Raw genomic sequence first — 23,784 nt, forward strand, 5'->3', positions numbered from 1 at the left:
ATGAACTGGATTGATGTTGCCGTTCTGGCCCTGCCAGCCTTGCCCCTGCTGTCCGCTGCTCTGATTCCCTTGTTAACCGGGGGGCATCCACGTCGCGCGGCGCGCTGGAGCATCGGGTTCACCACCTTTACGCTGCTGGTGGCGCTGGCGCTATTGGTGCAGCATTTGCGCGGCGCGGAGGGGCAGTCGCTGTTTGTCGGCGTGCAGAGTATCGGACTGCTGCTCGATCCGCTGAGTCTGGCCATGTCGGTGCTGGTGGCGGGCATCAGCCTGATCGTGCATGTGTATTCGCTGAATTACATGGCCGATGAGCCCGGTTATGTGCGCTTTTTCTCCCTGCTCGATCTGATGACGGCGACCATCCTGCTGATGGTCAGCGCAGGCGATCTGATCACTCTGCTGGTGGCTTGGTTTGCCGTTGGCCAACTGCTTTATTTCCTGTTGGGGCACAACACCCAGCGCGAGGTCACCGGGCGCTACGCCTTCTGGACGTTCATCACCTACCGTTTGGGCGACCTACCTTTGGTGGGCGCTGCGTTGTTGCTGGTCAAAGCCTATGGGGCGTGGGATCTGCCCACGCTGTTCGCGCGCGTCGCCGCCGATCCGCATCTGCAACTGGGCGGCGTGGCCGTGGTGCCGGTGGCCGCTCTGCTGGTGGCCCTGGCGGCTTTTGCGCGCTCGGCCCAGTTTCCGCTGCACATCTGGCTGCCCTACACCATGGACGGCCCCACGCCTGTGTCGGCGTTGATGCACGCGGGCATCGTCAATGCGGGCGGCTTTCTGTTCAACCGCTTCGCGCCGCTGCTGATCCACGCGCCGGACGTGTTGCACCTGGCTTTCGTCGTCGGCCTGGTCACGGCCTTGCTAGGCTCGGCGCTGATGCTCACGCAAAACGACATCAAGAAGTCGTTGGGCTACTCCACCATGGGCCAGATGGGCTTCATGATCATGGAGTGCGGCCTGGGGGCGTTTTCACTGGCGGTGTATCACCTCATTGCGCACGGTCTGTTCAAGGCCACGCTGTTTCTCGGCTCGGGCAATGTCATTGGCGACACCCGGCGCGACGACGGCGTGCCCGCCGATGACATCTACACCTTCGTGGTCGAACGGCGCCCGCTGCGTGCGGTGAAGGTACCCTGGCTGCTGGCCGCGACGATCACGGTGCTGGTGCCCGCTGTGGTGCTCGGGCTGTCGCACTGGCTGGTGGCCGCCGACTTCTTCCACAAACAGGGCGCAATCGTGCTGCTGTTCTTTGGCTGGGTCACGGGGGCGCAGGTGTTTTTCTCCATCCACAAGCTGCCCAGCGAAAACCCGTGGCGTTCGCTGACCCTGATTTTTTTGTCTTTCCTCATCGTGGTCGTGGGCTACACCCTGATCGCCCACGCGTTTGAGACCTTCCTTTATCCCGATCCGGTGTTGCGCGACGCCACCTATGCCGCGGCGGGCATCAACCTGCTGGCTTTCGATCTGATGATCATTTTCTTCACTCTGGTGCTGGTCGGCGCCTGGCTGGTGACGTTTTATGCGCAATCGCTCGATCTGGAAGGGCGGCAGGGCACGCTGTGGAACGCCATTTATCTCAATCTCTACGCCCTGTTTTCGCGTGAGTTCTACATCTCCGACATCTACACCCAGATGTCGAGTGCCACGGTCGCGGCGTCCAAGCGGGTGAACGTCTGGCTGCGCTGGGTTTGAGGGGGAAGCGATGATCGAACTGCTGATCTGTGCCGTTTTGCTGCTGCCGCTGCTGCCTTTCAGCCTGGCGGTGAATGCTGCGCTCCAGGCGTTGCCCAACTGGCTGCGCGCGCTGCTGCTCATTGCCCTGCCGGTGGCGGGGGCGGTGGTGCTCGGCGGCGTGCCTGTGCCGACCGGTGCGTTGGCCCGCGTGATCCAGGTGGCCGCGGCGCTCACCGCGCTGTTCTATGCCTGGCGACTGCTGTCGGTGCGCGAACTGTTCGTTTGGGCGCGGCTGCAGGCCACTTCGGCCTGGGCGCTGATCTGGCTGGCCTGGCTGTTCGGGATGTCGGGTGAGCGCTTGATCGCTGTAGCGCTGGCACTGAGCCTGCCGGCTGCTGTGCTCACCCTGCTGGCCTGTGCGCTGCAACGTCGTCTGGGCGGCGCTTATCTGGGCCTGCGCGGGCGGCTCGGTGCGATCTACCCCCGCCTCACCGGGGCGCTGGTGGTGGCGCTGGTGGCGGCGCTGGCCGCGCCGCCGTTCCCGGGGTTTTTCGCCCTGCTGGCCGTGCTGCACCAGGTGTCGGCCGTTAGCGTGTTCACCGTGCTTGCAGTCTGGATTTTGTGGAGTTGGGCGGCTTCGCTGCTGTGGCAGCACAGTTTGTTCGGCGAGCCCTGGCCGCAGCCAGTCGGCACAGTCGATCTGTCGACAACGATGGCCGCCGTGTGGGTTTTGCTAGCGCTGGCGGCAATTTCTCTGGGTCTGATCGGGGGTTGGGTATGGTCGATGCACTGAATCTGGCAAAGCGCCTGCGGGTGCGCTCGACCGCCTACGTGGCGGGCGAACCGGTGCCTTATTTCTGGCCGATGCGCACCTTCATCCACCACAATCCGCTGTACGGGCTGGAGCACTTGCCGTTCGAGCAGGCGGCGCGCCGCGGCGCGGAGTTGTTTCACGCGCGCATGTTCCTGCCCCGCAGCAACTATCAGCACTGGCAGCGTGAGGGCAAGGTGCAAGCGCAGACGCTGGCCCAGGAAATCGAACGGCGCGCGCAGCAACTGCCCTCCGTGACGGGGATCGACTGGCCGCAATGGCTGCATGCCATGATGCAGGCCGAGCATGACCGTGATTTTGTCGTTCCCGGCGCGCTAACGGCCGATGTGCACGCGGCCCTGCACGCGCAGACCGCGCCCCAGCAGACGGTCGATGTCGCCACGCTACTGCCCGCCCTGAAGCAGCGTCTGCACGCGCATACCCTGCCCGAGTCGGTCGATGCTTTGTGGGGCACCCGCCTGGCCGACGAGCTCGACGAACTGGTGATCAAGAGCTGTCTGGACTTTTTCGACGAAGACCAGTCGTCCTGGCGCATGCCAGGGCGCGAGCGCGGGCTGTTTGCGGCCTGGAGCGAAGTCACCCGGCGCAATGCCCGCATGTTTCTTCGGGGGCTGAACGTTCGGCGCATTCTCGACCGCGTCGAAGATGCCGAAAGCGCCGTGGTGCATGTCATGGAGCAAATGGGTGTCGACACCGAGGACTGGTCGGCCTATTTCACCCGCGAGCTCACCCGCCTGCACGGCTGGACCGGCTTCGTGCGCTGGCGGGCCTCGGCCAAGCATTACTACTGGGCGCAGCGCTACCCGGCCGACATCGTCGATCTGCTGGCCATTCGGCTGATCGTGGGGCTCGCCTTGTTGCAAGAGAGCGCGCGCCATCGCGGCACGCCGCTGCAGCGCGGGCATCTCGACGCCTTGCTGCAAGAGCGCAGTGCCGAATGTCTGCTGCGCGAAGCGCTGCACAGCGGCGCGGTGCTGCCCGACTGGGCGCAGCGCATCGACGACACGCTGGCGCGTGGCCACTGCGCCCGCTGCGACGACCTGCTGCAGCGCTACTGGCCGCTGTGGCAGCGCAAACTCGCGCAGGAGCAGGCCGACGCGTTGCGCGCGCTGGCCGTTGCCGCCAAAGCCACGCCCGCGCTCGAAGCGCTCGACCCCAGCGGGGTGCAAGGGCTGCTGCAGGGCTTGCAGGAATTTGGCGAGCAGGAGGGCATGGTCTGGACTCTGGCGATGGAGGCGCAGTCCATCGACCATCTGCTGGCTCGGGTGCAGGTGCCCCAAGACCTGCCTGCCGGCAAGCGTCCGTTTGCCCAGGCCTGGTTTTGCATCGACGTGCGCTCTGAACCCATTCGCCGCCATTTGGAGCGCGTGGGCGACTATCAGACCTTCGGCATCGCCGGATTTTTCGGCGTGCCCGTGGGTTTTCTAGGATATGGCAAAGGCAGCGAAAGCCACTTCTGCCCGGCGGTGGTCACGCCCAAGAATCTGGTGCTCGAACTGCCCGCGGCCCTCGACCCCAACGACGAAGACTTTGTCAGCACGCTGGGGCATGTGCTGCACGACCTCAAAAGCTCGGTGCTCTCGCCCTACGTCACCGTCGAGGCGGTGGGCATGTTGTTCGGTCTCGATCTGTTCGGCAAGACTCTGGCGCCGCTGGGCTACAGCCGCTGGCGCAGCCGCATCGACGCCGAAAAGCCCGTCACCCGCCTGCTGGTCGACAAGCTCACCCGCGAGCAGGCCGATTCCATCATCCGCACCCTGCAGCGGGCCATGATCGTCAAGGCGCTGCATGCCGAGTTGCACATCGACCGCGAACGGGTCGATGACGCCATGATCCGCGAACTGCGCGAAACCGCGCTGCGCCACCGCAGCGGACCCACGCGTCTGCGCGAGTCGTTCGGCGTGTCGGACAAGCAAGAGGCCGAATTCATCGACAAGTTGCGCGAGGTGTACCGCGTCGATCCCGACTTTGCCGGCTACCAACTGGTGCGGCTTGGACGAATTGGCTACTCGCTCGACGAGCAGGTCAACTATGTGCATACCGCGCTGACCATGATCGGTTTGACCCAGACCTTCTCACGCTTCGTGCTCATCGTCGGCCACCAGGGTCAAACCGAGAACAACCCCTACGAGTCGGCGCTGGATTGCGGCGCCTGCGGCGGCGGCAGCGGTCTGGTCAACGCCCGGGTGCTGTCCCAGATGGCCAACAAGACGGCGGTGCGCGAGCGCCTTGCGACCATGGGCATCACCATCCCGGAAGACACCTGGTTCCTGCCGGCCGTGCACACCACCACCACCGATTCCATCGAACTGCTCGACCTCGACCTGCTGCCCCCGCGGCTGCTCGTCTATCTGGAGCGCTTGCGCAACGGCCTGCGGGCGGCTTCGCGCCTGGCCGCAGCCGAGCGCATGCCCAAGTTGATGTCCAGCCCGCGTGAACTCGATCCGGCCCATGCTTACCGCTTGGCACACCGTCTGGCGGTCGATTGGTCGCAGACGCGGCCCGAGTGGGGGCTGTCGAAGAACGTCTACGGCATCATCGGTCGCCGCAGTCTGACCGAGACCGCCGATCTGGAAGGGCGGCCCTTTCTGCAGTCCTACGACTGGCGCTGTGACCCCAAGGGGCGTCTGCTCGAGAACATTCTCGCGGCGCCCGTCGTGGTGGGCGAGTGGATCAACCTGGAGCATTTTTTCTCCACCGTCGATAACGCCCACATGGGCAGTGGCAGCAAGGCCTATCACAACGTCGCTGGACGCTTCGGGGTGATGACCGGCAATCTGAGCGACCTGCGCACCGGCCTGCCGATGCAAACGGTGATGCGCGAAGGACGCCCCTACCACGAGCCGATGCGGCTGATCGCCTTAATTGAAGCTCCGCTCGACTTTGCCGGGCGGGCGCTGCAAAGCGTGGTCAAGGTCAAGAGCTTGGTGCTCGGCGGCTGGATCCGCGCCATCGTCATCGACCCCACTCAGGGCTACAAACCTTTCGTCTACAACAACGGGCAATGGGAGGAGCGCGCACCGCTCGTTGCCCAGACTCAGGAGGATCTCGTCGTATGAACGCCATCAAGCTGTATCCGCTGAAAAAGCTGGAAATCATCCTCGAAGGAGCGCACAAGGAATTCGCCACCGACCTGCTCGACCGCGCCGGAGTGAAGGGTTACACCATCGTCGGCAACCTGTCGGGCAAAGGCAGCCACGGCATGTACGAAGGCCACCTCATGTTCAATGAGGACGATGCGCTGATCATGATCATCGCTGCGGTGCCCGAGGAACTCGTGGGCCCGCTGCTCGAAGGCTTCCAGCCCTTTTTCGAGGCGCACTCCGGCGTGGTGTTCGTGCACGACATTCAGGTCGGGCGCCCCATCAAATTCCGCAACTGATCGGCGCCGAGATGGATCGGATGATTTAGTTTTCCTGAACGAAAGTGTTGTCGATATAAATTGATTCTTATGAGAGCGGGGCGGTATTCTTCAATCCGCTTTCAAGGATATGCGGTTTGTGCAGAGATCTTCTGACCTCTCACGGCTGCTTGGAATTCCAAGCAGCGCAACGCAAGACGGGTCGTCCCGACTTGTTCTGTGTTGCGGTATCAAAGAGACTTTTTGTTGGCCGCCCGTACCTGTTGGCCAGAACATTGAAATTTTTGTCACGTTTCATCGCTAAGGAGTGATCGATATGGCAGTTAAGACCTATCAGGCCGGCGTTAAGGAGTACCGGCAAACCTATTGGATGCCGGAGTACACCCCTCTGGACACCGATCTACTGGCCTGCTTCAAGATCACCCCGCAAGCGGGCGTCGATCGTGAAGAGGCTGCAGCCGCTGTGGCGGCCGAGTCGTCCACCGGCACCTGGACCACGGTGTGGACCGATCTGCTGACCGACATGGACTACTACAAGGGCCGCGCCTATCGCATCGAAGACGTGCCCGGCGACGACACCTGCTTCTACGCCTTCATCGCCTATCCGATCGACCTGTTCGAAGAAGGCTCGGTGGTCAACGTGTTCACCTCGCTGGTGGGCAACGTGTTCGGCTTCAAGGCCATCCGCGCCCTGCGCCTGGAAGACATCCGCTTCCCGATCGCCTACGTCAAGACCTGCAACGGCCCGCCCAACGGCATCCAGGTCGAGCGCGACGTGATCAACAAATACGGCCGTCCGCTGCTGGGCTGCACCATCAAGCCCAAACTGGGTCTGTCGGGCAAGAACTACGGCCGCGCCGTGTACGAATGCTTGCGCGGCGGTCTCGATTTCACCAAGGACGACGAGAACATCAACTCGCAGCCCTTCATGCGCTGGAAGCAGCGTTTCGACTTCGTGCAGGAAGCCACGCTCAAGGCCGAGCAGGAAACCGGCGAGCGCAAGGGCCACTACCTGAACGTGACCGCCCCGACCCCGGACGAAATGTTCAAGCGTGCGGAGTACGCCAAGGAAATCGGCGCGCCCATCATCATGCACGACTACATCACCGGCGGCTTCTGCGCCAACACCGGCCTGGCGCAATGGTGCCGCGACAACGGCATGCTGCTGCACATCCACCGCGCCATGCACGCCGTGCTTGACCGCAACCCGCACCACGGCATCCACTTCCGCGTGCTGACCAAGATCCTGCGTCTGTCGGGTGGCGACCACCTGCACACCGGCACCGTGGTGGGTAAGCTCGAAGGCGACCGTGCCTCCACTCTGGGCTGGATCGACCTGCTGCGCGAATCGTATGTGCCGGAAGACCGCAGCCGCGGCATCTTTTTCGATCAAGACTGGGGCTCCATGCCCGGCGCCTTCGCCGTGGCCTCCGGTGGCATTCACGTGTGGCACATGCCCGCGCTGGTGACCATCTTCGGCGATGATTCCGTGCTGCAGTTCGGCGGCGGCACCCTCGGCCACCCCTGGGGCAACGCGGCCGGCGCCGCAGCCAACCGCGTGGCGCTCGAAGCCTGCGTGCAAGCCCGCAATGAAGGTCGTCAGGTTGAAAAGGAAGGCCGCGAGATTCTCACCGCAGCCGCCCAGCATTCGCCCGAACTGAAAATCGCCATGGAAACCTGGAAAGAAATCAAGTTCGAGTTCGACACCGTCGACAAGCTGGACGTCACCAACAAGTGACCGATCCCGGTGCGGTGGCCGCTGAGGCCGCCGCTGCCTGACACCGTTTGCTCTCAAAGGAATTCATCATGGCCACTGTGCAAGCCTACAAAGCCACCAAGAAGTACGAAACCTTCTCTTATCTGCCGCAAATGACGCCCGAACAGGTGCGTCGCCAGATTGCCTACACCATCGCCCAAGGCTGGAACCCCGCGGTGGAGCACACCGAAAAGGGCACCTCAGCTCGCGTGAGCTTCTGGTACATGTGGAAGCTGCCGCTGTTCGGCGAGCAGTCCGTAGATGCGGTGCTGGCTGAACTTGAGGCCTGCCACCGCGAATTTCCTGACCACATGGTGCGTTTTGTCGCTTATGACAACTACGCCCAGAGCCAGGGTCTCGCGTTCGTGGTCTACCGCTGATCGCGGATCTGGCCTGATGGCATGGATGCCGTCGCGCCGGTTTTCCGGGGCCGCGTGCCTCGGGTCCAAGCTCCGAGTTTTCTGAATTCACGACTTCTCTGCTTCGAGGTCCACCATGACATATCCTGCCGAACGCCATGCGCAGGCGACCCTTTCGGGTCGCGAGCTGGCACTCAAGCGGCGCCAGGCCATGGCGCTGCATGGCAAGGCCGGTTCGGCCAAGCCTGCTGGCGCCCCTGCGCGCCAAAGGCCGGAGATGGCTGCCGCATCTTCTGCTGCTTCTTCGCAGTCGCGGCCCGCCTCCGCCGTATCGGCAGCCCCTGTCGTGCGTGCGGCCGCCTTTGCTTCCGCCTCTGCGCCCACCGCGTCCTTGAATCCGCCGCAGGCGCAGCTCAGTCCAGCGCGTGCGCGCCGCCAGGCGCTGTCGCAGCAGGGCAAGGCAGCGGTCAAACTGGCTGGAAGCGGCGGCCCGAGCGCGCATCTGCGCCCCTCGGTCGCTGCGATCTCTCGTGAGGCTTCTTCTCGTGATGCATCCGCGAGTTGCGGCTGCGCCACCGAGCAGTCCTGTGGTTGCGGTTGCGCCGATGCGGCTGCGGCGCCATCCACCCAGAGCGCGATGTTCGCACCCGCTGCCGAGGTGTCAAACGCTGTTCGCGCGGTGCCGATGGCGGGAGGTCGCGCCCTGGCGCAGGCCCGCCGTGCCGCGCTGGCGCAGGATGGCAAGGCCGGTCTGCGTCGTGTGGCGCAGGCCACCAAGATTGCGGCGTCGCTTCCGGGGCAGGATTGGCAGGTCGCCATGAGCAAGGGGGCGACCGCTCGCCAAGTGGCGATGCAGCGCCGTCATGTGCAGTCGCTCGTCGGCCGCGCGGGCGCCTGCGCCTCTGCCGAGTCCTCGCGCCCCAGTGGTCGCATGAAGGCTCGCAACACGCAGGCTCCCGTGCCGATGAAGGTTGAGGAAGGTCACACCCTTTCGGGCCAACGCGTGACGGGCACTCAAGTCGAACGCAGCCAGCGCGTCAGCGGCAACGAGCCGGGCTCCTGCCGCGCCATCACCGGAACCGAATACATCGGCTCCGAGCAGTTCGACACCTTGTGCAAGACCCGCCCCGCTCCCAACTCGTCGAAGGTGGGTGTGAGCACCACGCTGCGCGAACAGCGTGTCACCGGGACCGAAGTGGGCCGGTCCTCCAAAATGACCGGCGACGAGCCGGGTTCTTGCCGCGCCATCACCGGTACCGACTATTTGAGCGCAGAGCGCTACCAAGAATTCTGCGACACCCGTCCTCAACCCGGCGCTCAAAAGGTCGGCCGCGGCACCACCGAAATGGGTCAGCGCTTCACCGGCACTTTGGTGGATCGCCCGGTGAAAGTCACCGGCGGCGAGCAAGGCTCGGATCGCACCGTCACCGGCACCAGTTACAGCATGGCCAGTGCGGATACCGCGCCGAACAAGGTCGAGATTTCCACCACGGCGCAAGGCAAGGCCGTGACGGGAACGGGTCTGGGTGCGCGCAAAGGCATGACGGGCGATGAGGCCGGCGCCTGCCGCCCGGTGACGGGCACGCAATATCTGTCGAGCGAGCAATTCGTGCAGGTCTGCGGCACCGAAGCCCCGGCGCAGCCGCGCAAGGTCAGCGTGATGTCCAGCCGAGAAGGTCAGAGTGTGACCGGCACCGATGTGGGGCGCAGTTCGCAAGTGACCGGCAGCGAAGCGGGTTCCGCTCGCGCCATCACGGGCAATCAGTATTTCAATGCCAAAGACTTCGGCGGCGCTTCCACTGCGGCTCCGGCCAAGGTCAGTACGATGCAGACGCTCAGTGGCCGGTCGGTGACCGGTTCAGAGGTCGCGCCCAGCCCAAAATTGTCCGGTGATGAGTCATACGGGTGCCAACCCGTCACCGGCGTCGACTATATCGGCACCCAACAACTGGCCGCAGTGTGCGAAACCGCACCGGCCATCGCGCCCGTCGCGAAAGTGGCGGTCGACCAGACCTGGAAGGGTCAGAAGGTCACAGGAAGCCATGCGGGCCGTAGTCAGCGCGTCACCGGCAACGAGGCCGGCGCCTGTGCGCCCATCAGCGGCAACAGCTATTTCGGCCAGGGGCAGTATGCAGAGTTCTGCGCGGCGCCTGCGCTGCAGCAACAGCGCAACCTGCAACGTGACAGCACCACGGTTTCGCTGCGCGCCATTACCGGAGACCGGCCTGGTGCCGGAGGTTCGGTGATGACCGGTGACGAACGTGGCGCCTGCGAGCCGGTGACCGGCACGCCTTATCTGGGCATGGACACCATGCCGGGCCAATGCGCCACCAGTGGCCGTTTCGTCTCGCGCGCTCGACCGGTCGAGGAGCCTGTGCGCGATCCGGCTCCTGCGGGCTTCAGCATTCTGACCCGCGGGCATGCCTCGCTGGGACGTGAACGCGATCAAGCCGTGACCGGTAACGGTATGGGCTCGGAGCGCATCTCCGGCTCGATCAACAAGGCCGAAGGTCTGATTACCGGCACCCCCGAGTTCCGCAAGCAGGATGTGCAGCGACTGCAAGCCCAGCAGCAGGTGCAGAAAGACGCCCTGCTGCAACGTGCGGCGCAGCGCCTGAGTGGCGAGGGCAGTCAGCAAGGCACCAAAGTTTCGGGTGACGTGTGGCTCGACAAATCGCGCGTAACCGGCACTGAAGGCACGTCGAGCTTGATGCGCAATCTGTCGATGCGCGGCCAGCCCCGTGGTGCGGGCGCCAATGCCACCACGTTCCGCGAGGTGGAGCGACCCGAGGTGCCCGCGTCGCGTGTGACCGGCTCGTCAGGCAACACCGAGCGCGGTGCTCCGGTGACCGTTTCCGGCGGCGCGCGCGGCTGAGGCGAGGGCAAGTTCGATGAACACGCTCAAGCGCAGAACGGCTCTCCAGGCCAGTGGCGCCTACCTGCCGACGCAGGAGGTCTCCGCGCCGCATTTGCACGCCGTCCGCCCCGCGTTGCATGCAGACGAGCATGCGATCGACAACCCGGCCTGTGTCATCGGCCCCGGGCAGCGCTGCGAACATGCCTTGGTCGATTCCGAGCTCAACTGCCGCTTGTCCGACTATGAGCGCATCGTGCGCGGCCGCTTCAGCGGCATTGTCGACGTGCTCAAGGAAATCTCCGCGCTGCAGCACGAGCGAGACTTCGCCGAGCGCGCGCAGCGGCTGGCGCAGGAACGGCTGGGCTATGCCTTGCCGCAACAATTGCTCGACGATGCCTGGGTGTCAGGCCTGGACATGAAGGCGCTGCATACGCACTGCATTTTCCAGAGTTTCAAGGTCTGCGTGGATCGCACCGATGCCGATCAGTCGCTGTGGCTGAACCGCATGGCGCTCACGCCCGAGTTTCTCGCCGCCTGCGGTTATCACACCGTGGACGTCACTCCCTGCGCCGACGGTCGCCTGCAAGGTTTGCTGCCTTTCGTCTTTCGCATGGCGCCCAACCGCAACGTCTATCTCAAGGCGTATGCGGGGGCGATGTTCGATGTCGAAGCCGATATGGTCGATTGGGGTCATCGCGAGATCGAGCGCCTGAGCGGCGGAATTCCTGGTGGCGAATCGCAGAACTATCTGAAGATCGCGGTGTACCACTTCAGCAGTTCGCACTCGCATGAACAGGGCTGCGCCTTTCATGCCAGCAATGACAAGCAGGCGGTGGAGTCGGCCAAGCAGCGTCTGGACGAATTGCGCATCGCCATCGAACGTACCTATGGCGTGGGCGCCGCGCCGGACATTCTGCTCGTCGGCCTCGACACGGATGTGGATGCGCTGCGCATTCACCTGCCGGATGCCGACGGCGATGTGAATCCCTACCGTTACGTCGATACGGCAGAGCTGTACCGCGAAACCGTGGGGCTGACGGCACAAGCCGCTCGGGCTCACATTGCGCAGCGGGTGGACGAAGCGCAGAACATGGACGGTTGGGCGCAGGGGCGCGGCGTGATGATCCCGGGCATGCGGCAGCTGGTACTGGCGCTGGCTGAGGCCAATCTGTCGCAGATCGAGTATGTGATCCATCACCATCAGGGCCGCTACACCGTGCTGGGCCACGACGAAGAGTTCATCTGCGCCGGCGAAGCCACGCAGTATGTGCAGATGCGCAATAAGTACTACTTCGCCCACCTCGATACGGTCGAGGAAGGCGCGGCCGATGTCGATGTCGGCATCAAGATTTTTACCGGCCTGAACGTGCGGCATGGCCTGAGCGTGCCCGTGTTGGTGCATTTTTACTATTCGTCGCGCGTGCCCGGCTCGCGCGAACGCGCGCTCAACCGCGCAAAACAAGTCAAGGCGGCCATCGAAGCGAGGTATCCGGCGCTGGTTGCGCGGGAACTGCTGACCTGCCGCATGGCGCTGTCCGACCGTTTCGACACCGAACGCTGCGTGTTCGTTGACGAGGCGGAGGCGGACTCAGGACATTGAGGGAAGACAGATGCGCATCATGCGAGTGGAAAAGACGCTGGTATCGACGAATCGGATCGATTCGTTCGGTCATCGTCCGCTGCTCGTCGTCCAGGAAAAAGCGGGTGGCACACGCAGCGTGGCGGTCGATGCAGTGGGCTGTGTACCGGGAGATTGGGTGATCTGTGTGGGTTCTTCTGCTGCGCGGGATGCAGCAGGCGCCAAGGATTTCCCGTCCGATCTGACCATCGTCGGCATCATCGACCATTGGACTGCGGAGGGCTGATGGAAATCTGGCGCGTCAAGGACGAACTGGTTTGTACCCGGCGTGCGCCGGGGCTGAAGTCCGCTTCGTTGCGCGTTTTGCAGGGACAGACAGGCAATATTCAGGTGGCCACCGATCCGGTGGGTGCGCCGGTGGGCAAATGGGTGTTTACCACCCTGGGCAGTGCAGCAAGGCTGGCCATGCCCGACCCGACCGTCACCACGGATCTGACCATCTGCGGAATTATCGAGGGCTGGGAGGAGTGAACCCGTCAACGGGTTTTCCGTGCAGTCGTGTGAGCAAGAGGGCACCTCGGGCACCGGGCTCGGTGCTTATGGGTGGGAAGTCGACTTTTAGACAAGGAGTGACAAATGGCTGAACGGATGGGCATTGCCCTGGGAATGATCGAAACACGCGGCCTGGTGCCGGCGATTGAAGCAGCGGATGCCATGTGCAAGGCGGCGGACGTGCGCCTCATTGGCCGCCAGTTCGTGGGAGGCGGCTACGTCACCGTGCTGGTGCGTGGCGAAACCGGTGCGGTGAACGCGGCGGTGCGTGCGGGCGCCGATGCCTGCGAGCGCGTGGGTGACGGCCTGGTGGCTGCGCACATCATCGCCCGCGTGCATGGCGAAGTCGAGGGCATTCTGCCCGAAGCGCCGTCGGCCTGAGCTGGCGGCAGGCATTGGTAATTGCAAACCTTTGAGGAGCGAGAAATGGCGAACGTGAATGGAATTGCCCTGGGCATGATCGAAACGCGCGGACTGGTGCCGGCGATCGAAGCGGCTGATGCCATGTGCAAGGCAGCGGAAGTGCGACTGATCGGTCGCCAGTTCGTGGGCGGCGGCTACGTCACCGTACTGGTGCGCGGCGAAACCGGCGCGGTCAACGCGGCGGTGCGCGCGGGTGCCGATGCCTGCGAGCGCGTGGGTGACGGCCTGGTGGCTGCGCACATCATCGCCCGCGTGCACAGCGAAGTCGAAGGTATTCTGCCTTCCACGCCGAGCGCCTGATCGGCGCTGATTGGCGCTGATTGGCGCTGATTGGCGCTGATTGGCGCTGATTGGCGTTCAGCATGAATGCGCCGACCCCGCCCGCATGGTTGCGCCCAGCGGCGGATGAGGTGAAACCTGATGGAGATTTGGAAATGGCAAGTGTGACGGGTATTGCCCTTGGCATGATCGAAACGCGTGGTCTGGTGCCCGCGATCGAAGCGGCCGACGCGATGTGCAAGGCAGCGGAAGTGCGACTGATCGGTCGCCAGTTCGTAGGGGGGGGCTACGTCACCGTACTGGTGCGTGGCGAAACCGGTGCGGTGAACGCGGCGGTGCGTGCAGGCGCCGATGCGTGCGAGCGCGTGGGCGACGGCCTGGTGGCTGCCCACATCATCGCCCGCGTGCACAACGAGGTGGAAGGCATACTGCCGACCAGCCCGGATGCAGAGGGCGGTGGCCGTGACGCGGAAATCACCTCCACCCGCAGTTAAATACGCAGCCAAGCACGCAGGTTTATATGCCGGTAGATTCCCGCACCCTGGGTTGGTTGACGCGCGCACTCGGTCATGAAATGACCGCAGTGCAGCAGTACCTTGCCCAAAGCGTGCTGGCCCGGCTGTGGGGCGATGCGGCCTTGGCCGCTGAGCTGCGGCGCGAGGCGCTCGAAGAACTCGATCACGCCAGCGCGCTGATGGAACAACTCATTCTGCACGGCATCGCGCCTTGCGCGGGCAATTTGCCGCCCGCCCGTCTGGGGCGCAGTCCGGCCGAGTTGCAGGGGCATGACGCGCAGTTGGAGACCTCGGCGGTGCATTTGTATGCAGACGCCTTGCGTCATGCGCAGCGGGTGCGCGATGGCGAGTCGGCTGCCTTGTTTGCGCGCCTGCTCAACGAAGAATCGCAACATCTGCAGCGGGTGCAGCATACCGAAGGAGCCTCACATGGATGAACAAACCGCATCGTGGCGCGAGCAGGGCAAACCGCCGATGCTGTTCAAGCGCTTCGCCTTCGGCAGTTACGCCCAGACGCGCGCCTTTCTCGATGCGCTGGCGGCCTTGTCCGAAGAAACCGGGCAGCATCCGCAGAACATCAACTTCGGCACGACCTACGTCAACATCACCCTCGATGCGGCCGACGGCGCCACGCTGGGCGAGGCCGAGCGCGCCTTTGCCGCCCGGGTGGATGCCTTGGCGGGAAGTTCGGGCTGAGTCATGGCAGCCGCCCAAGTGCTGGCCGTCATCAACCAGAAGGGCGGCGCTGGCAAGACCACGCTGGCCATGAATCTGGCTGCTGGGCTGGCCCGGCGCGGGCCGACGGTGGTGGTGGACCTCGATCCGCAAGGCTCTGCGCTGCAATGGGGTGGCGCAGGCGCGCAGCCCTACCCGGCCACGGTCAAACAGATCTCGGGCCGCTGGGACGGCGCCGGGCTTCGGCAGACTTACAAGGCCTATCAGCACATCGTGCTCGATTGTCCGCCCTCGCTCGACAGTCATGCCTCCAGCCAGGCGCTGCGGTCCGCCGATGTCGCGCTCATCCCCGTACTGCCCTCGCCGGTGGATCTTTGGGCCAGCCTGCGCCTGCCGCAAGAGGTGGAAGCCGCGCGCACGCAAAACCCGGGGCTGCGTGCCTTTCTGGTACTCAACCAGATCGAGCAACGCAGCGCCCTTTCGGCCGCCATGCAGGATGCGCTGGCCGAGTTCGGCCTGCCCGTGCTGCAGGCCGCCATGCGCCGCCGCGCCATCTATCGCGCCTCGGCGCTTGACGGCCTGTCGGTTTACCAGATGGGCGCCCGCGGCCAGGGCGCCGCGGACGAAATCGACGCCATACTCAAGGAGGTTTACCCATCATGAGCAGCATCAAGGAAAAGTTGACCCAAAGCGTGCGTCAGGCACGCTCCACCCAACCCGCCAAGACAGCCGGCGCCCCGGCTCGCGCCGCAACGCCCGCCACTAAGGCGGCGAGCAGGGCCGCGCCCGCCGTCAAGGCAGCCGCAGTCGCCAAGCCTGCGCCGCGCACGGTCGCCAAGGCGTCGGCAATGCCCCTGGCGGCAGAGCCTGCCTCGTCGGCCTCTACGCTGTTCCCGCAGCGCGTCTGGCCCGATTGATTGCCCGATTGTGTTTTTCGCGCCGGTCGGCCCCGAGCCGTTCCGCGCTTTGTCGAGAGAGATTGCCATGCGTCACGAAGACTACGTTCGCACTTATGCCCCCCGTCAGGATGCACGTCCTGCGCGAGCCGGTTCCGTCATGCCTGCCGCCCATCGCCCAGCGGCCGATCTGAGCGCAGCGCCTGCGAGCGGGTTAGACGCCTACCGTGTCGCCCGCGAGCCCTATTACCGTGCGCTGAGCGACGAAGTCGAGCTATACGAGGCGGCTTATTCCGTGCGCCTGCCGGTCATGCTCAAGGGCCCCACGGGCTGCGGCAAAACCCGCTTCGTCGAATACATGGCCTGGAAGCTGGGCAAGCCCTTGATTACCGTAGCCTGCAACGAAGACATGACCGCCTCCGACCTGGTGGGCCGCTATCTGCTCGATGCCAACGGCACCCGCTGGCAAGACGGCCCGCTGGCCATGGCCGCTCGCTTGGGCGCCATCTGCTATCTCGACGAAGTGGTCGAGGCGCGGCAAGACACCACGGTCGCCATTCACCCGCTCACCGATGCGCGGCGCATTCTGCCGCTGGAGAAGAAGGGCGAGATCATCGAGGCGCATCCCGATTTCCAGGTGGTCATCTCCTACAACCCCGGCTATCAGAGCCTGATGAAGGACCTCAAGCAATCCACCAAGCAGCGTTTTGCCGCGCTCGATTTCCACTACCCCGAGCACGAAGTCGAAGCCGAGATCGTGGCGCATGAATCCGGTGTGGGTCTGGAGGTGGCCAAGAATCTGGTGCACATCGCCGAACGCTCGCGTAATCTCAAGGGGCACGGGCTCGACGAAGGCATCTCCACCCGCATGCTCATCTACGCCGGCTCGCTGATCGCGCAGGGTGTGGCGCCGCTGGGAGCCTGCCGCATGGCGCTGGTTCGCCCGATCACCGATGACCCGGACATGCGCGATGCGCTGGACGCCGCGGTGACCACCTATTTCTGACCTTCGCTAGCGCTGCGGCCCCCAGTCGCCACGGGCGGCAGGCCGCGCGCAGTGAGTCCATCATGGCCATTCACCTCGAAGAATTCCAGGAACTCGTCGACGAGCTGCCGAGCGGTGCGCAGGACGTCCTGCGCGCGTCTTGGAACGAGGCTGCGCGCGCCTTCTCCTCGCGCGGCCTAGACAACTTCCTCAAGGGAGCTGCCGCGCTGCACCAGCTTGGCCGCGGTGAAGAGCTGGTGATCACCTACCTGCAGTCCATGCCCGAACTGGCCCGCGCCATCGGTGAGGACGTGCTGCCCGATCTGGTCAATTTTCTGTTGGCCATGGCTTCCAAGACCTCTGGCCAGGTGTTGGCGCTGATTGCTGCCACTGCGCCCCTGGCCGGTCAGCGGTTGGGCGACGAAGAGTTGTTTCGGCAGTTTCTCAGCGTGCTGTCGCTGATGCTGGCACAGGCGCCGCGAGGCTTGCGGCCCATGCTCGAAAACCTGGAGCGTTTGCTGTCGCAGCTCACCCTGGGCGGGCTGCGGCGCTGGGCCCAGTGGGGCGCGCAGGCCTACAAGGCTGATTTTGACGGGCAGGTCGCCTACTTTTCGCTGCAAAGCCCCGATGCGCTTTCGATGTTGCAGCAAGAGCGCAAAGGCACGCTGTTCGTGGACGTGCAGCGTCGGCTCAACATCTACCTGCGGGCGATGTGGGGACGCGACTTTTTCATGCGCCCGACCGCGGGCGACTACGAAAACCGCGAAGGTCTCAAGCCCTTCATCGAGCGCTACGTCATTCACATCGCCGATGCCTACGACGACTATCGCCCTCTCGGCCCCGACACGCCGTCAGAGCAGATCGTCAGCGCGCTGGACGTCTATCGCGCTGCGGCCAACCACTGCGCCGCGCATCTGGTGTTCACCACCGAGCCGCTGTCCATGCAGGCCCTGTCGCCGCTGCAGATCGGCCTGATCGAAGTCATCGAAGACGCACGGGTCGAGGCGCTGGCTATTGCTCAGTTTCCCAATATGCGTGAGGCGTGGCTGGCCCTGCAGCCGCCTGCCGACTACAGCGAGCCCAAGACCGTGGGCGATCTGCTCAACCGACTCGCGCGCGCGCTGTTGGAGGAGCACAGCGCCGATCCGCATCCTTGGGTACAACAGGGCGTGGCCCATTTTCGCGCCCAGCCCGACTTGCTGGATGCGAAATTCAGCTGGAACGTAGGCATCGACCTCTCACACCCCTTGGCGGCGCTGGATCTGCCGGAATACAACCGCCGCACCGATGGTCTGCGCGCGCTTTATCGCGACGACAACCGCGCCATCTGGGAACTGGAGGAGTACGACGAAGCACAGGCGTTGCAGGCCACCTGGGAGACGCAGCAGCAGGTGCGGCGCAAGGTCAGCGTCATGGAGATGGTCAACGAGGTCGATAACGAATTCGCCGGTGACGACGCGCAGGAGGTCTGGATTCTGCCCACCGAGTTCTATCTCGACCAGGAAGGCGTGACCATCAACTCGCTCGAAGGCCGCCCGCCGATTTCCGAGCCCTTTCACTATCCCGAGTGGGACTATCAGATCCAGCTCGACCGCCCAAGCTGGGCCACCGTGCTCGAGCGTCATCCGCCGGTGGGCGACCTGGCGGTGATCGACGCCATTCTGGCCGAGCACAAACCGGTGGTGTCGCGTCTGAAATTTCTCATCGAGTCGATGATTCCGCAGGGCCTGCAGCGCATCCGGCGCCAGGAAGACGGCGACGACATCGACATCGATGCCGCCGTGCGCGCCATGACCGATGTGCGCATGGGCGTTCAGCCCGACCCGCGCATCATGGTGCGGCTCAAGCGGGCGCAGCGCGATCTGGCCGTGATGGTGCTGCTCGACATGTCCGAATCGTCGAACGACAAGGTGCGCGGCCACGACTATTCCGTGCTCGATCTCACCCGCGCCGCCACCGTGCTGCTGGCCGAAGCGCTGCAACGCATCGGCGACCCGTTCGCCATCCACGGCTTCTGCTCCGACGGGCGGCACGATGTGCACTACTACCGCTTCAAGGATTTCGACCAGCCCTATGGCGATCTCGCCCGTGCGCGGCTGGCCGGCATGAAGGGCAGCTACTCCACCCGCATGGGCGCGGCGCTGCGCCATGCCGGACACTATCTGGAGCAGCAGCCCAAGCGCAAGAAAATCTGCTTCGTCGTCACCGACGGCGAGCCTGCCGACAACGATGTGCGCGACCCGCAATACCTGCGGCACGATACCAAGCGCGCAGTCGAACAACTGCTGCAGCAGGGCGTCACGGTCTACGCGCTGTCGCTCGATCCGCACGCCGATCTGTACGTCTCGCGTATTTTCGGCGTCAAGAACTTCACGGTGATCGACAAGGTCGAACGCCTGCCCGAAAAGCTTCCTATGCTCTACATGAGCCTCACCCGTTGAAGGCGCGCCAGGCATGAAAATCTCCCTGCGCACTTTCGTCTTCATCGACGCCCTGCAGCCGCAGTTGGCGTCCTATCTGGCCACTTCGTCGCAAGGCTTCTTGCCCGTGGCCGGCGATGCCTGTCTTTGGGTGGAGGTGGGGCCGGGCATGGCGGTGCACAGCCTGTCGGATGCGGCGCTGAAAAAAACCAACGTGCGCATGGGCGAGCAGGTGGTCGAGCGCTCTTTCGGCTCGATGGAGCTGCACTACCGCAACCAAAGCGAGGTGCTGGCTGCCGGCGGCGTGATCCTGCAGCAGCTCGGGGTGCGCGAGGACAGCCGGCTGCGCTGCAAGGTGGCATGGAACGAGATCATCCGCGCCATCACCCCCGACCACGCCACCCTCATCAACCGCCAGTTTCGCAAGGGCTCGATGATCCTGCCGGGCAAGAGCATGTTCATCCTCGAAGTCGAGCCCGCAGGTTATATTGTCTACGCCGCCAACGAGGCGGAGAAGGCGGCCCAGGTCACCCTGGTCGATGTGCGGCCGTTCGGCACCTTCGGGCGGCTGACCATGATGGGCAACGAGGCCGAAGCCGCCGAAGCGCAGCGGGCGGCGATTGCCGCCATCGAGCGGCTGAACCAGTCCGCGACGCATCACTGAACGAGCCGCCTCCACATGGACATCGATTCCACCGCCAAGCGGCTGCTGTTTTCCACCGTCCGGGTCGACACCGTGCTCGACGACGGCAGCGAAGGCTCCGGCACCGCCTTCGTCGTGCGCCATGCGCATGCCCGCGGCGTGACGGACTTCGTCGTCACCAACCGCCATTTGGTGGAGGGCGTGCGGCGTGGCGGGCTGGTGTTCACGCAAAAGCGCCAGGGTCGGCCCGCGTTCGGCCAGCGCTTCCAGCTCAACATCGACGAGTTCCCCGCCGCCTGGCATCTACACCCCGACGCCGAGGTCGATCTGGCCCTGGTGCCGCTCGCGCCGCTGCAGCAGGCGGCTGAGCAGCAAGGCGTGGAGCTTTATTTCGAGCCGATCGACAGCCGACTCATTCCCGATGCCGCGACCTGGCAGCAGTTCGACGCCCTGGAAGACGTGCTGTTCGTCGGCTATCCCAGCGGCGTGTGGGATCAGGTCAACCTCATGCCCATCCTGCGCCGAGGGACCACGGCGACGCCCGCCGCACTCGACTTTGAAGGGCATCGGCAGTTTCTCATCGACGCCGCGGTCTATCCCGGCTCCAGCGGCAGCCCGGTGTTCATCGAACGCCGAGGCGGCCAGATTTCACGGCGCGAGGCCACGCGCGATCTGCTGTTCGCCGGGGTGGTTGCCGCGGTGTTTTTCCGTGAGGAAGCGCACCACATCGTGCCCGCCCCGGTGCCTGCCAACAACCGGGGCATGGCGCTGGGTTCTGAGATGATCGATCTGGGGTTGATCATCAAATCCGATAAAGTGTTCGAGCTCATCCACTCTTACCTTCAGCGCTGGGTGGCCTGAGCGGCGACCCCATCGGTCTCAACGACCGACGACCGCCCGACCGAAACGAGCTCAACATGCAAGAAAAACCGATTTATCCCGGCTATCACGCCGACGCGCACGGCATGACCCAGCTTGGCCGGGTGGTGCTTGACGCCTGGGTTTTCGGGCTGCTGCCCGAAGCCGAAGACTGCAAAGGCTGGGACCTGCAGCGCATGCAGGGGCTGATGCAGAAAGTGGAGGCCGAATGGGATCAGTACGGCAATCTGCCCAGCCGCCTGCCGCCGGAACTCGCCGAGCGTCACCGCGCCCTGTATGAGCGCGCCATGCAGCGCGCAAAGAGCAAGGGCTGGAACGCCGAGCTCGACGACGAAGACTGATCTCATGTGAGAGCAGTCGAAGCTCGCCTAAGATGACCGCTTCGCATCGCCGTCTCACTCCTCACTCATGTCTGCACTCGATTCGCTGGCTGCTTCCACTGTCGTTGTGGTCGATACGGCCGATCTGGATCTGCTGTCCCGCTGGAGCGCGCGGGATGCCACGACCAATCCCAGTCTGATTCGCAAGGCGGCCGCCGATCCGCGCTATGCGCGCCTCATCGCGGCCGCAGTGAGCGGTTCTGCCGACGTCAATGATCGTCTGGACGCGCTGCTCGTGGCGTTCGGGGTGCAAATTCTGCAGCGTCTGCCGGGCCGGGTGTCCACCGAGGTCGATGCGCGCCTGTCCCACGATACCGAAGGCACCTTGCGGCGCGCCCGCGCGCTGATGGCGCGATACGCGGCGCAGGGCGTGCCGCGCGAGCGCGTGCTGATCAAGATTGCCGCCACTTGGGAAGGCATTGTCGCGGCCCGCATGCTCGAAGCCGAAGGCATCCACTGCAACCTCACGCTGTTGTTCAGCTTCGCACAGGCGCAGGCTTGCGCCGCGGCGGGTGTGAAGTTGATTTCGCCTTTCGTGGGACGCATCACCGACTGGCATCGCCTTCAGGCTGGCGGGGCCTGGGACGCCGAGCAGCATCGCGGCGCCAACGACCCCGGCGTGCAGGCTGTCAGGCGCATCTGGTATGACTATAAGCAGCAAGGCGTGCCGACCGAGGTAATGGGCGCGAGTTTTCGTGACCTGGACCAGATCGCTGCCCTGGCAGGCTGTGACCTGCTCACCATTCCACCGGCTTTGCTCGATGCCCTGGCGGCCAGCGACCGCGCGATGCCGCGTCAACTCGACGCGGCGCAGGCAGGCCCGGCGATCGACCCCCTGCCGCCCGTGCTGATCCAGCAGAGCTTTGAGCAGGGCATGCGCGCCGACCGCATGGCCACCGAAAAGCTGCAAGAGGGCGTGCGCCTGTTCAGCGCAGACACTGAAGCGGTGCTGTCTCAACTGGCCGCGGCGTGAAGCGCGCAGTTCCTACGGTCGCTCTTTCGTGTCGTTGCGCTTTTACATTCCGCCCACTGAGGCCACGCTGGCGCCCGGCCTGTTGACCTTGCCCGCGGCGACGGCCAGGCATGTCAAGGTCTTGCGATTGAAGGAGGGCGAACCGGTCGCCGTGTTCGACGGCACCGGCGGCGAGTGGTCGGGCGAGGTCATCGACCCCCAAACCTTGCTGCTTCGCGCCCACCATGCGGTGGAGCGCGAAGCGGACGTGCGCGTCATGCTGGCCGTGGGCATGCCGGCCAACGAGCGCATGGATGCTTTGGTGGAAAAGGCGGTGGAACTGGGTGTCGCGGCCATTCAGCCCTTGATTACGCGGCGCAGCGTGCTACGTCTGCAGGGCGAGCGTGCGCAGCGGCGGGTGGCGCACTGGCAAGGCGTCGCCATTGCAGCGTGCGAGCAGTGCGGCCGCAATCGCGTTCCCGAGGTGGCACCGGTGGCGACAATGTCCGATTGGCTGCAGCACCTCGGCAACGACACCGCTCAGTTGCATCGCTGCGTGTTGAGCCCGTTGGCGACGCGTGCGCTTGAGCCCTTTGCCTCGGGCGAATCAGGATGGATGGTCTCCGGCCCCGAGGGCGGATTGGACGAAGACGAAATCGCCTTGCTGCAGCGATCGGGGTTTCAAGCCGTCAGCCTGGGGCCGCGCGTGTTGCGCGCCGATACCGCGCCGCTTGCTGCGCTGATGCGCGCCTGCGGCTGAGCGCAGCGACCGGCGCTGCGACTACGGCTCAGCGTTGGCCAAGTCCTTACCGGGTGCCAGAATGTCGGTGCCGAAGGTTTCCGCCAGAAACGATTCGCCATGCTCCAGAATGAAATAGCGGAATGCTTCCGCCCCCGGTGACAGCAGTTTGGCCAGACTGTTCACCGCGTACCAGCGTCGCAGCAAGGGCATGCCCTCGATCGACGGCACGGTCAGCAGGTTGTTGCGCAATTCCAGGTCGATGGTGTGCAGCGACAGGAAGCTGATGCCCATATTCGCCATGACCGCCTGCTTGATGGTTTCGTTGCTCTGCATTTCGGTGAACAGGGGCAGCTCCATCTGATGCTGGTGCAGATATTCCTCAAAAGTGGCACGCGTGCCCGAGCCGGGTTCGCGGATGATGAAGTTGAACTGCGTCAGCAGTGTGGCCGAGTGCGGCCCTCCGGTCGATAGCGGGTGCTGTGGCGGCGCGATGATGCCCATGGGGTGGGCGGCAAAGGGTTCGGCGCGCGTGGCGACGTCTCGCGGCGGTCGGCCCATGATGGCGAGATCCAGCTCGCTGTTCTGGAGATGACTCACCAATTGTTCACGGTTGCCCACCGAGAGCCGGACCTCCACATGGGGATACTCGGCGTGAAAGCGCGCCAGCAAGCGTGGCACGAAATACTGGGCCGTACTCACCATGCCAATGGTCAGTCGGCCGGCCTTGATGCCCCGCAGACGCGCCATGGCGTCCTCGGCGTCTTTGAGCGTTGCAAGAACCTTGCGGGCATAGACCACCAAATACTCTCCCGTCAAGGTCAGACTGACGGACTTGCCCTGACGCTCGAATAAGGGGAGCCCGACCTGCGACTCCAGCTCTCTGATTTGCATGGAGACAGCAGGCGGCGTGAGGTGCATTTCCTGGGCCGCCTTGCCAAAGTGCAGGTGGCGCGCAGCGGCGCTGAAGACGCGGAGCTGACGGATGGTCGCGTTTTTCATCAAAATTCCTGATCTGAACATCA

The 23,784-nt window shown here is 64.5% G+C and carries 25 protein-coding genes; 24 read left to right on the forward strand and 1 reads right to left on the reverse strand.

Annotation, left to right across the window (positions count from 1 at the left end):
• The 24 genes from ABT24_RS04135 (at position 1) to ABT24_RS04250 (ending at position 22,780) form a co-directional block, all read left to right on the forward strand.
• Positions 1–1,695, forward strand: a complete 1,695-nt coding sequence (locus tag ABT24_RS04135; protein WP_276729296.1) for a proton-conducting transporter transmembrane domain-containing protein — start codon at positions 1–3, stop codon at positions 1,693–1,695.
• Positions 1,696–1,705: 10 nt separating this feature from the next.
• Positions 1,706–2,470: a hypothetical protein gene (locus ABT24_RS04140; protein WP_276729295.1), complete on the forward strand. Its 765-nt coding sequence runs from the start codon at positions 1,706–1,708 to the stop codon at positions 2,468–2,470.
• Positions 2,455–5,568 (forward strand): DUF2309 domain-containing protein, encoded by a 3,114-nt coding sequence (locus tag ABT24_RS04145; protein ID WP_276729293.1) that lies wholly within the window; start codon positions 2,455–2,457, stop codon positions 5,566–5,568. Before ABT24_RS04140 ends, ABT24_RS04145 begins: the two co-directional genes overlap by 16 nt.
• Positions 5,565–5,891, forward strand: a complete 327-nt coding sequence (locus ABT24_RS04150; RefSeq protein ID WP_013104276.1) for a P-II family nitrogen regulator — start codon at positions 5,565–5,567, stop codon at positions 5,889–5,891. Before ABT24_RS04145 ends, ABT24_RS04150 begins: the two co-directional genes overlap by 4 nt.
• 295 nt (positions 5,892–6,186) lie before the next feature.
• On the forward strand, positions 6,187–7,608 hold the full coding sequence (locus ABT24_RS04155) for a form I ribulose bisphosphate carboxylase large subunit (protein WP_013104278.1): 1,422 nt from the start codon (positions 6,187–6,189) through the stop codon (positions 7,606–7,608).
• 68 nt (positions 7,609–7,676) lie between these two features.
• The gene (locus ABT24_RS04160; protein ID WP_013104279.1) at positions 7,677–8,006 is read left to right on the forward strand and encodes a ribulose bisphosphate carboxylase small subunit; all 330 of its coding nucleotides are present in this window, start codon (positions 7,677–7,679) and stop codon (positions 8,004–8,006) included.
• A gap of 115 nt (positions 8,007–8,121) precedes the next feature.
• On the forward strand, positions 8,122–10,860 hold the full coding sequence (locus ABT24_RS04165; protein ID WP_276729291.1) for an alpha-carboxysome scaffolding protein CsoS2: 2,739 nt from the start codon (positions 8,122–8,124) through the stop codon (positions 10,858–10,860).
• Between the two features lie 16 nt (positions 10,861–10,876).
• Positions 10,877–12,442: a carboxysome shell carbonic anhydrase gene (locus ABT24_RS04170; RefSeq protein WP_276729289.1), complete on the forward strand. Its 1,566-nt coding sequence runs from the start codon at positions 10,877–10,879 to the stop codon at positions 12,440–12,442.
• A 10-nt stretch (positions 12,443–12,452) separates the two neighbouring features.
• Positions 12,453–12,707, forward strand: coding sequence for an alpha-carboxysome shell vertex protein CsoS4 (csoS4, locus tag ABT24_RS04175; protein ID WP_013104282.1), 255 nt, complete (start codon positions 12,453–12,455; stop codon positions 12,705–12,707).
• Positions 12,707–12,952: a carboxysome peptide B gene (locus ABT24_RS04180; RefSeq protein ID WP_276707390.1), complete on the forward strand. Its 246-nt coding sequence runs from the start codon at positions 12,707–12,709 to the stop codon at positions 12,950–12,952. The genes csoS4 and ABT24_RS04180 overlap by 1 nt, the downstream gene beginning before the upstream one ends.
• Positions 12,953–13,057: 105 nt before the next feature.
• Positions 13,058–13,354, forward strand: coding sequence for an alpha-carboxysome major shell protein CsoS1 (gene csoS1 / locus ABT24_RS04185; protein ID WP_013104284.1), 297 nt, complete (start codon positions 13,058–13,060; stop codon positions 13,352–13,354).
• A 45-nt stretch (positions 13,355–13,399) separates the two neighbouring features.
• A complete protein-coding gene (gene csoS1 / locus ABT24_RS04190; protein WP_013104285.1) occupies positions 13,400–13,696 on the forward strand; it encodes an alpha-carboxysome major shell protein CsoS1 in 297 nt (98 codons plus the stop codon).
• 134 nt (positions 13,697–13,830) lie between these two features.
• Positions 13,831–14,169, forward strand: a complete 339-nt coding sequence (csoS1, locus tag ABT24_RS04195; protein WP_013121931.1) for an alpha-carboxysome major shell protein CsoS1 — start codon at positions 13,831–13,833, stop codon at positions 14,167–14,169.
• A gap of 26 nt (positions 14,170–14,195) precedes the next feature.
• The gene (locus tag ABT24_RS04200; RefSeq protein ID WP_276729287.1) at positions 14,196–14,627 is read left to right on the forward strand and encodes a ferritin-like domain-containing protein; all 432 of its coding nucleotides are present in this window, start codon (positions 14,196–14,198) and stop codon (positions 14,625–14,627) included.
• Positions 14,620–14,886, forward strand: coding sequence for a 4a-hydroxytetrahydrobiopterin dehydratase (locus ABT24_RS04205; RefSeq protein ID WP_013121933.1), 267 nt, complete (start codon positions 14,620–14,622; stop codon positions 14,884–14,886). The genes ABT24_RS04200 and ABT24_RS04205 overlap by 8 nt, the downstream gene beginning before the upstream one ends.
• Positions 14,887–14,889: 3 nt before the next feature.
• Complete coding sequence (gene parA, locus ABT24_RS04210; RefSeq protein ID WP_013104289.1) at positions 14,890–15,528, forward strand: ParA family partition ATPase; 639 nt, start codon at positions 14,890–14,892, stop codon at positions 15,526–15,528.
• The gene (locus tag ABT24_RS04215; protein ID WP_276729286.1) at positions 15,525–15,782 is read left to right on the forward strand and encodes a hypothetical protein; all 258 of its coding nucleotides are present in this window, start codon (positions 15,525–15,527) and stop codon (positions 15,780–15,782) included. Before parA ends, ABT24_RS04215 begins: the two co-directional genes overlap by 4 nt.
• A 67-nt stretch (positions 15,783–15,849) precedes the next feature.
• On the forward strand, positions 15,850–16,767 hold the full coding sequence (locus ABT24_RS04220) for a CbbQ/NirQ/NorQ/GpvN family protein (protein WP_013104291.1): 918 nt from the start codon (positions 15,850–15,852) through the stop codon (positions 16,765–16,767).
• Between the two features lie 62 nt (positions 16,768–16,829).
• On the forward strand, positions 16,830–19,187 hold the full coding sequence (locus ABT24_RS04225) for a nitric oxide reductase activation protein NorD (protein ID WP_276729284.1): 2,358 nt from the start codon (positions 16,830–16,832) through the stop codon (positions 19,185–19,187).
• Between the two features lie 13 nt (positions 19,188–19,200).
• Positions 19,201–19,830: a hypothetical protein gene (locus ABT24_RS04230; protein ID WP_276729281.1), complete on the forward strand. Its 630-nt coding sequence runs from the start codon at positions 19,201–19,203 to the stop codon at positions 19,828–19,830.
• 15 nt (positions 19,831–19,845) lie between these two features.
• The gene (locus ABT24_RS04235) at positions 19,846–20,670 is read left to right on the forward strand and encodes a S1 family peptidase (protein ID WP_013121936.1); all 825 of its coding nucleotides are present in this window, start codon (positions 19,846–19,848) and stop codon (positions 20,668–20,670) included.
• A 56-nt stretch (positions 20,671–20,726) separates the two neighbouring features.
• Positions 20,727–21,029 carry a hypothetical protein gene (locus ABT24_RS04240; protein ID WP_276729280.1) on the forward strand — a complete coding sequence of 101 codons (303 nt, stop codon included), beginning with the start codon at positions 20,727–20,729 and terminating at the stop codon, positions 21,027–21,029.
• A 67-nt stretch (positions 21,030–21,096) separates the two neighbouring features.
• Complete coding sequence (locus tag ABT24_RS04245; RefSeq protein ID WP_276729278.1) at positions 21,097–22,041, forward strand: transaldolase family protein; 945 nt, start codon at positions 21,097–21,099, stop codon at positions 22,039–22,041.
• 28 nt (positions 22,042–22,069) lie between these two features.
• Complete coding sequence (locus ABT24_RS04250) at positions 22,070–22,780, forward strand: 16S rRNA (uracil(1498)-N(3))-methyltransferase (RefSeq protein WP_276729276.1); 711 nt, start codon at positions 22,070–22,072, stop codon at positions 22,778–22,780.
• Positions 22,781–22,801: 21 nt separating this feature from the next.
• Here ABT24_RS04250 and ABT24_RS04255 read toward each other — a convergent pair whose 3' ends face one another.
• Positions 22,802–23,761, reverse strand: coding sequence for a LysR family transcriptional regulator (locus tag ABT24_RS04255; RefSeq protein WP_013104298.1), 960 nt, complete (start codon positions 23,759–23,761; stop codon positions 22,802–22,804).
• Between the last annotated feature and the right edge of the window lie 23 nt (positions 23,762–23,784).

Source organism: Thiomonas sp. SCN 64-16 (assembly GCF_001725585.1).
GTDB lineage: Bacteria > Pseudomonadota > Gammaproteobacteria > Burkholderiales > Burkholderiaceae_C > Thiomonas > Thiomonas arsenitoxydans.

Excerpts from the sequence above, each read along its gene's own strand:
- ABT24_RS04135 (WP_276729296.1), top strand. The coding sequence starts at position 1 with ATGAACTGGATTGATGTTGCCGTTCTGGCCCTGCCAGCCTTGCCCCTG.
- ABT24_RS04140 (WP_276729295.1), top strand. The coding sequence starts at position 1,706 with ATGATCGAACTGCTGATCTGTGCCGTTTTGCTGCTGCCGCTGCTGCCT.
- ABT24_RS04145 (WP_276729293.1), top strand. The coding sequence starts at position 2,455 with ATGGTCGATGCACTGAATCTGGCAAAGCGCCTGCGGGTGCGCTCGACC.
- ABT24_RS04150 (WP_013104276.1), top strand. The coding sequence starts at position 5,565 with ATGAACGCCATCAAGCTGTATCCGCTGAAAAAGCTGGAAATCATCCTC.
- ABT24_RS04155 (WP_013104278.1), top strand. The coding sequence starts at position 6,187 with ATGGCAGTTAAGACCTATCAGGCCGGCGTTAAGGAGTACCGGCAAACC.
- ABT24_RS04160 (WP_013104279.1), top strand. The coding sequence starts at position 7,677 with ATGGCCACTGTGCAAGCCTACAAAGCCACCAAGAAGTACGAAACCTTC.
- ABT24_RS04165 (WP_276729291.1), top strand. The coding sequence starts at position 8,122 with ATGACATATCCTGCCGAACGCCATGCGCAGGCGACCCTTTCGGGTCGC.
- ABT24_RS04170 (WP_276729289.1), top strand. The coding sequence starts at position 10,877 with ATGAACACGCTCAAGCGCAGAACGGCTCTCCAGGCCAGTGGCGCCTAC.
- csoS4 (WP_013104282.1), top strand. The coding sequence starts at position 12,453 with ATGCGCATCATGCGAGTGGAAAAGACGCTGGTATCGACGAATCGGATC.
- ABT24_RS04180 (WP_276707390.1), top strand. The coding sequence starts at position 12,707 with ATGGAAATCTGGCGCGTCAAGGACGAACTGGTTTGTACCCGGCGTGCG.
- csoS1 (WP_013104284.1), top strand. The coding sequence starts at position 13,058 with ATGGCTGAACGGATGGGCATTGCCCTGGGAATGATCGAAACACGCGGC.
- csoS1 (WP_013104285.1), top strand. The coding sequence starts at position 13,400 with ATGGCGAACGTGAATGGAATTGCCCTGGGCATGATCGAAACGCGCGGA.
- csoS1 (WP_013121931.1), top strand. The coding sequence starts at position 13,831 with ATGGCAAGTGTGACGGGTATTGCCCTTGGCATGATCGAAACGCGTGGT.
- ABT24_RS04200 (WP_276729287.1), top strand. The coding sequence starts at position 14,196 with ATGCCGGTAGATTCCCGCACCCTGGGTTGGTTGACGCGCGCACTCGGT.
- ABT24_RS04205 (WP_013121933.1), top strand. The coding sequence starts at position 14,620 with ATGGATGAACAAACCGCATCGTGGCGCGAGCAGGGCAAACCGCCGATG.
- parA (WP_013104289.1), top strand. The coding sequence starts at position 14,890 with ATGGCAGCCGCCCAAGTGCTGGCCGTCATCAACCAGAAGGGCGGCGCT.
- ABT24_RS04215 (WP_276729286.1), top strand. The coding sequence starts at position 15,525 with ATGAGCAGCATCAAGGAAAAGTTGACCCAAAGCGTGCGTCAGGCACGC.
- ABT24_RS04220 (WP_013104291.1), top strand. The coding sequence starts at position 15,850 with ATGCGTCACGAAGACTACGTTCGCACTTATGCCCCCCGTCAGGATGCA.
- ABT24_RS04225 (WP_276729284.1), top strand. The coding sequence starts at position 16,830 with ATGGCCATTCACCTCGAAGAATTCCAGGAACTCGTCGACGAGCTGCCG.
- ABT24_RS04230 (WP_276729281.1), top strand. The coding sequence starts at position 19,201 with ATGAAAATCTCCCTGCGCACTTTCGTCTTCATCGACGCCCTGCAGCCG.
- ABT24_RS04235 (WP_013121936.1), top strand. The coding sequence starts at position 19,846 with ATGGACATCGATTCCACCGCCAAGCGGCTGCTGTTTTCCACCGTCCGG.
- ABT24_RS04240 (WP_276729280.1), top strand. The coding sequence starts at position 20,727 with ATGCAAGAAAAACCGATTTATCCCGGCTATCACGCCGACGCGCACGGC.
- ABT24_RS04245 (WP_276729278.1), top strand. The coding sequence starts at position 21,097 with ATGTCTGCACTCGATTCGCTGGCTGCTTCCACTGTCGTTGTGGTCGAT.
- ABT24_RS04255 (WP_013104298.1), bottom strand. The coding sequence starts at position 23,761 with ATGAAAAACGCGACCATCCGTCAGCTCCGCGTCTTCAGCGCCGCTGCG.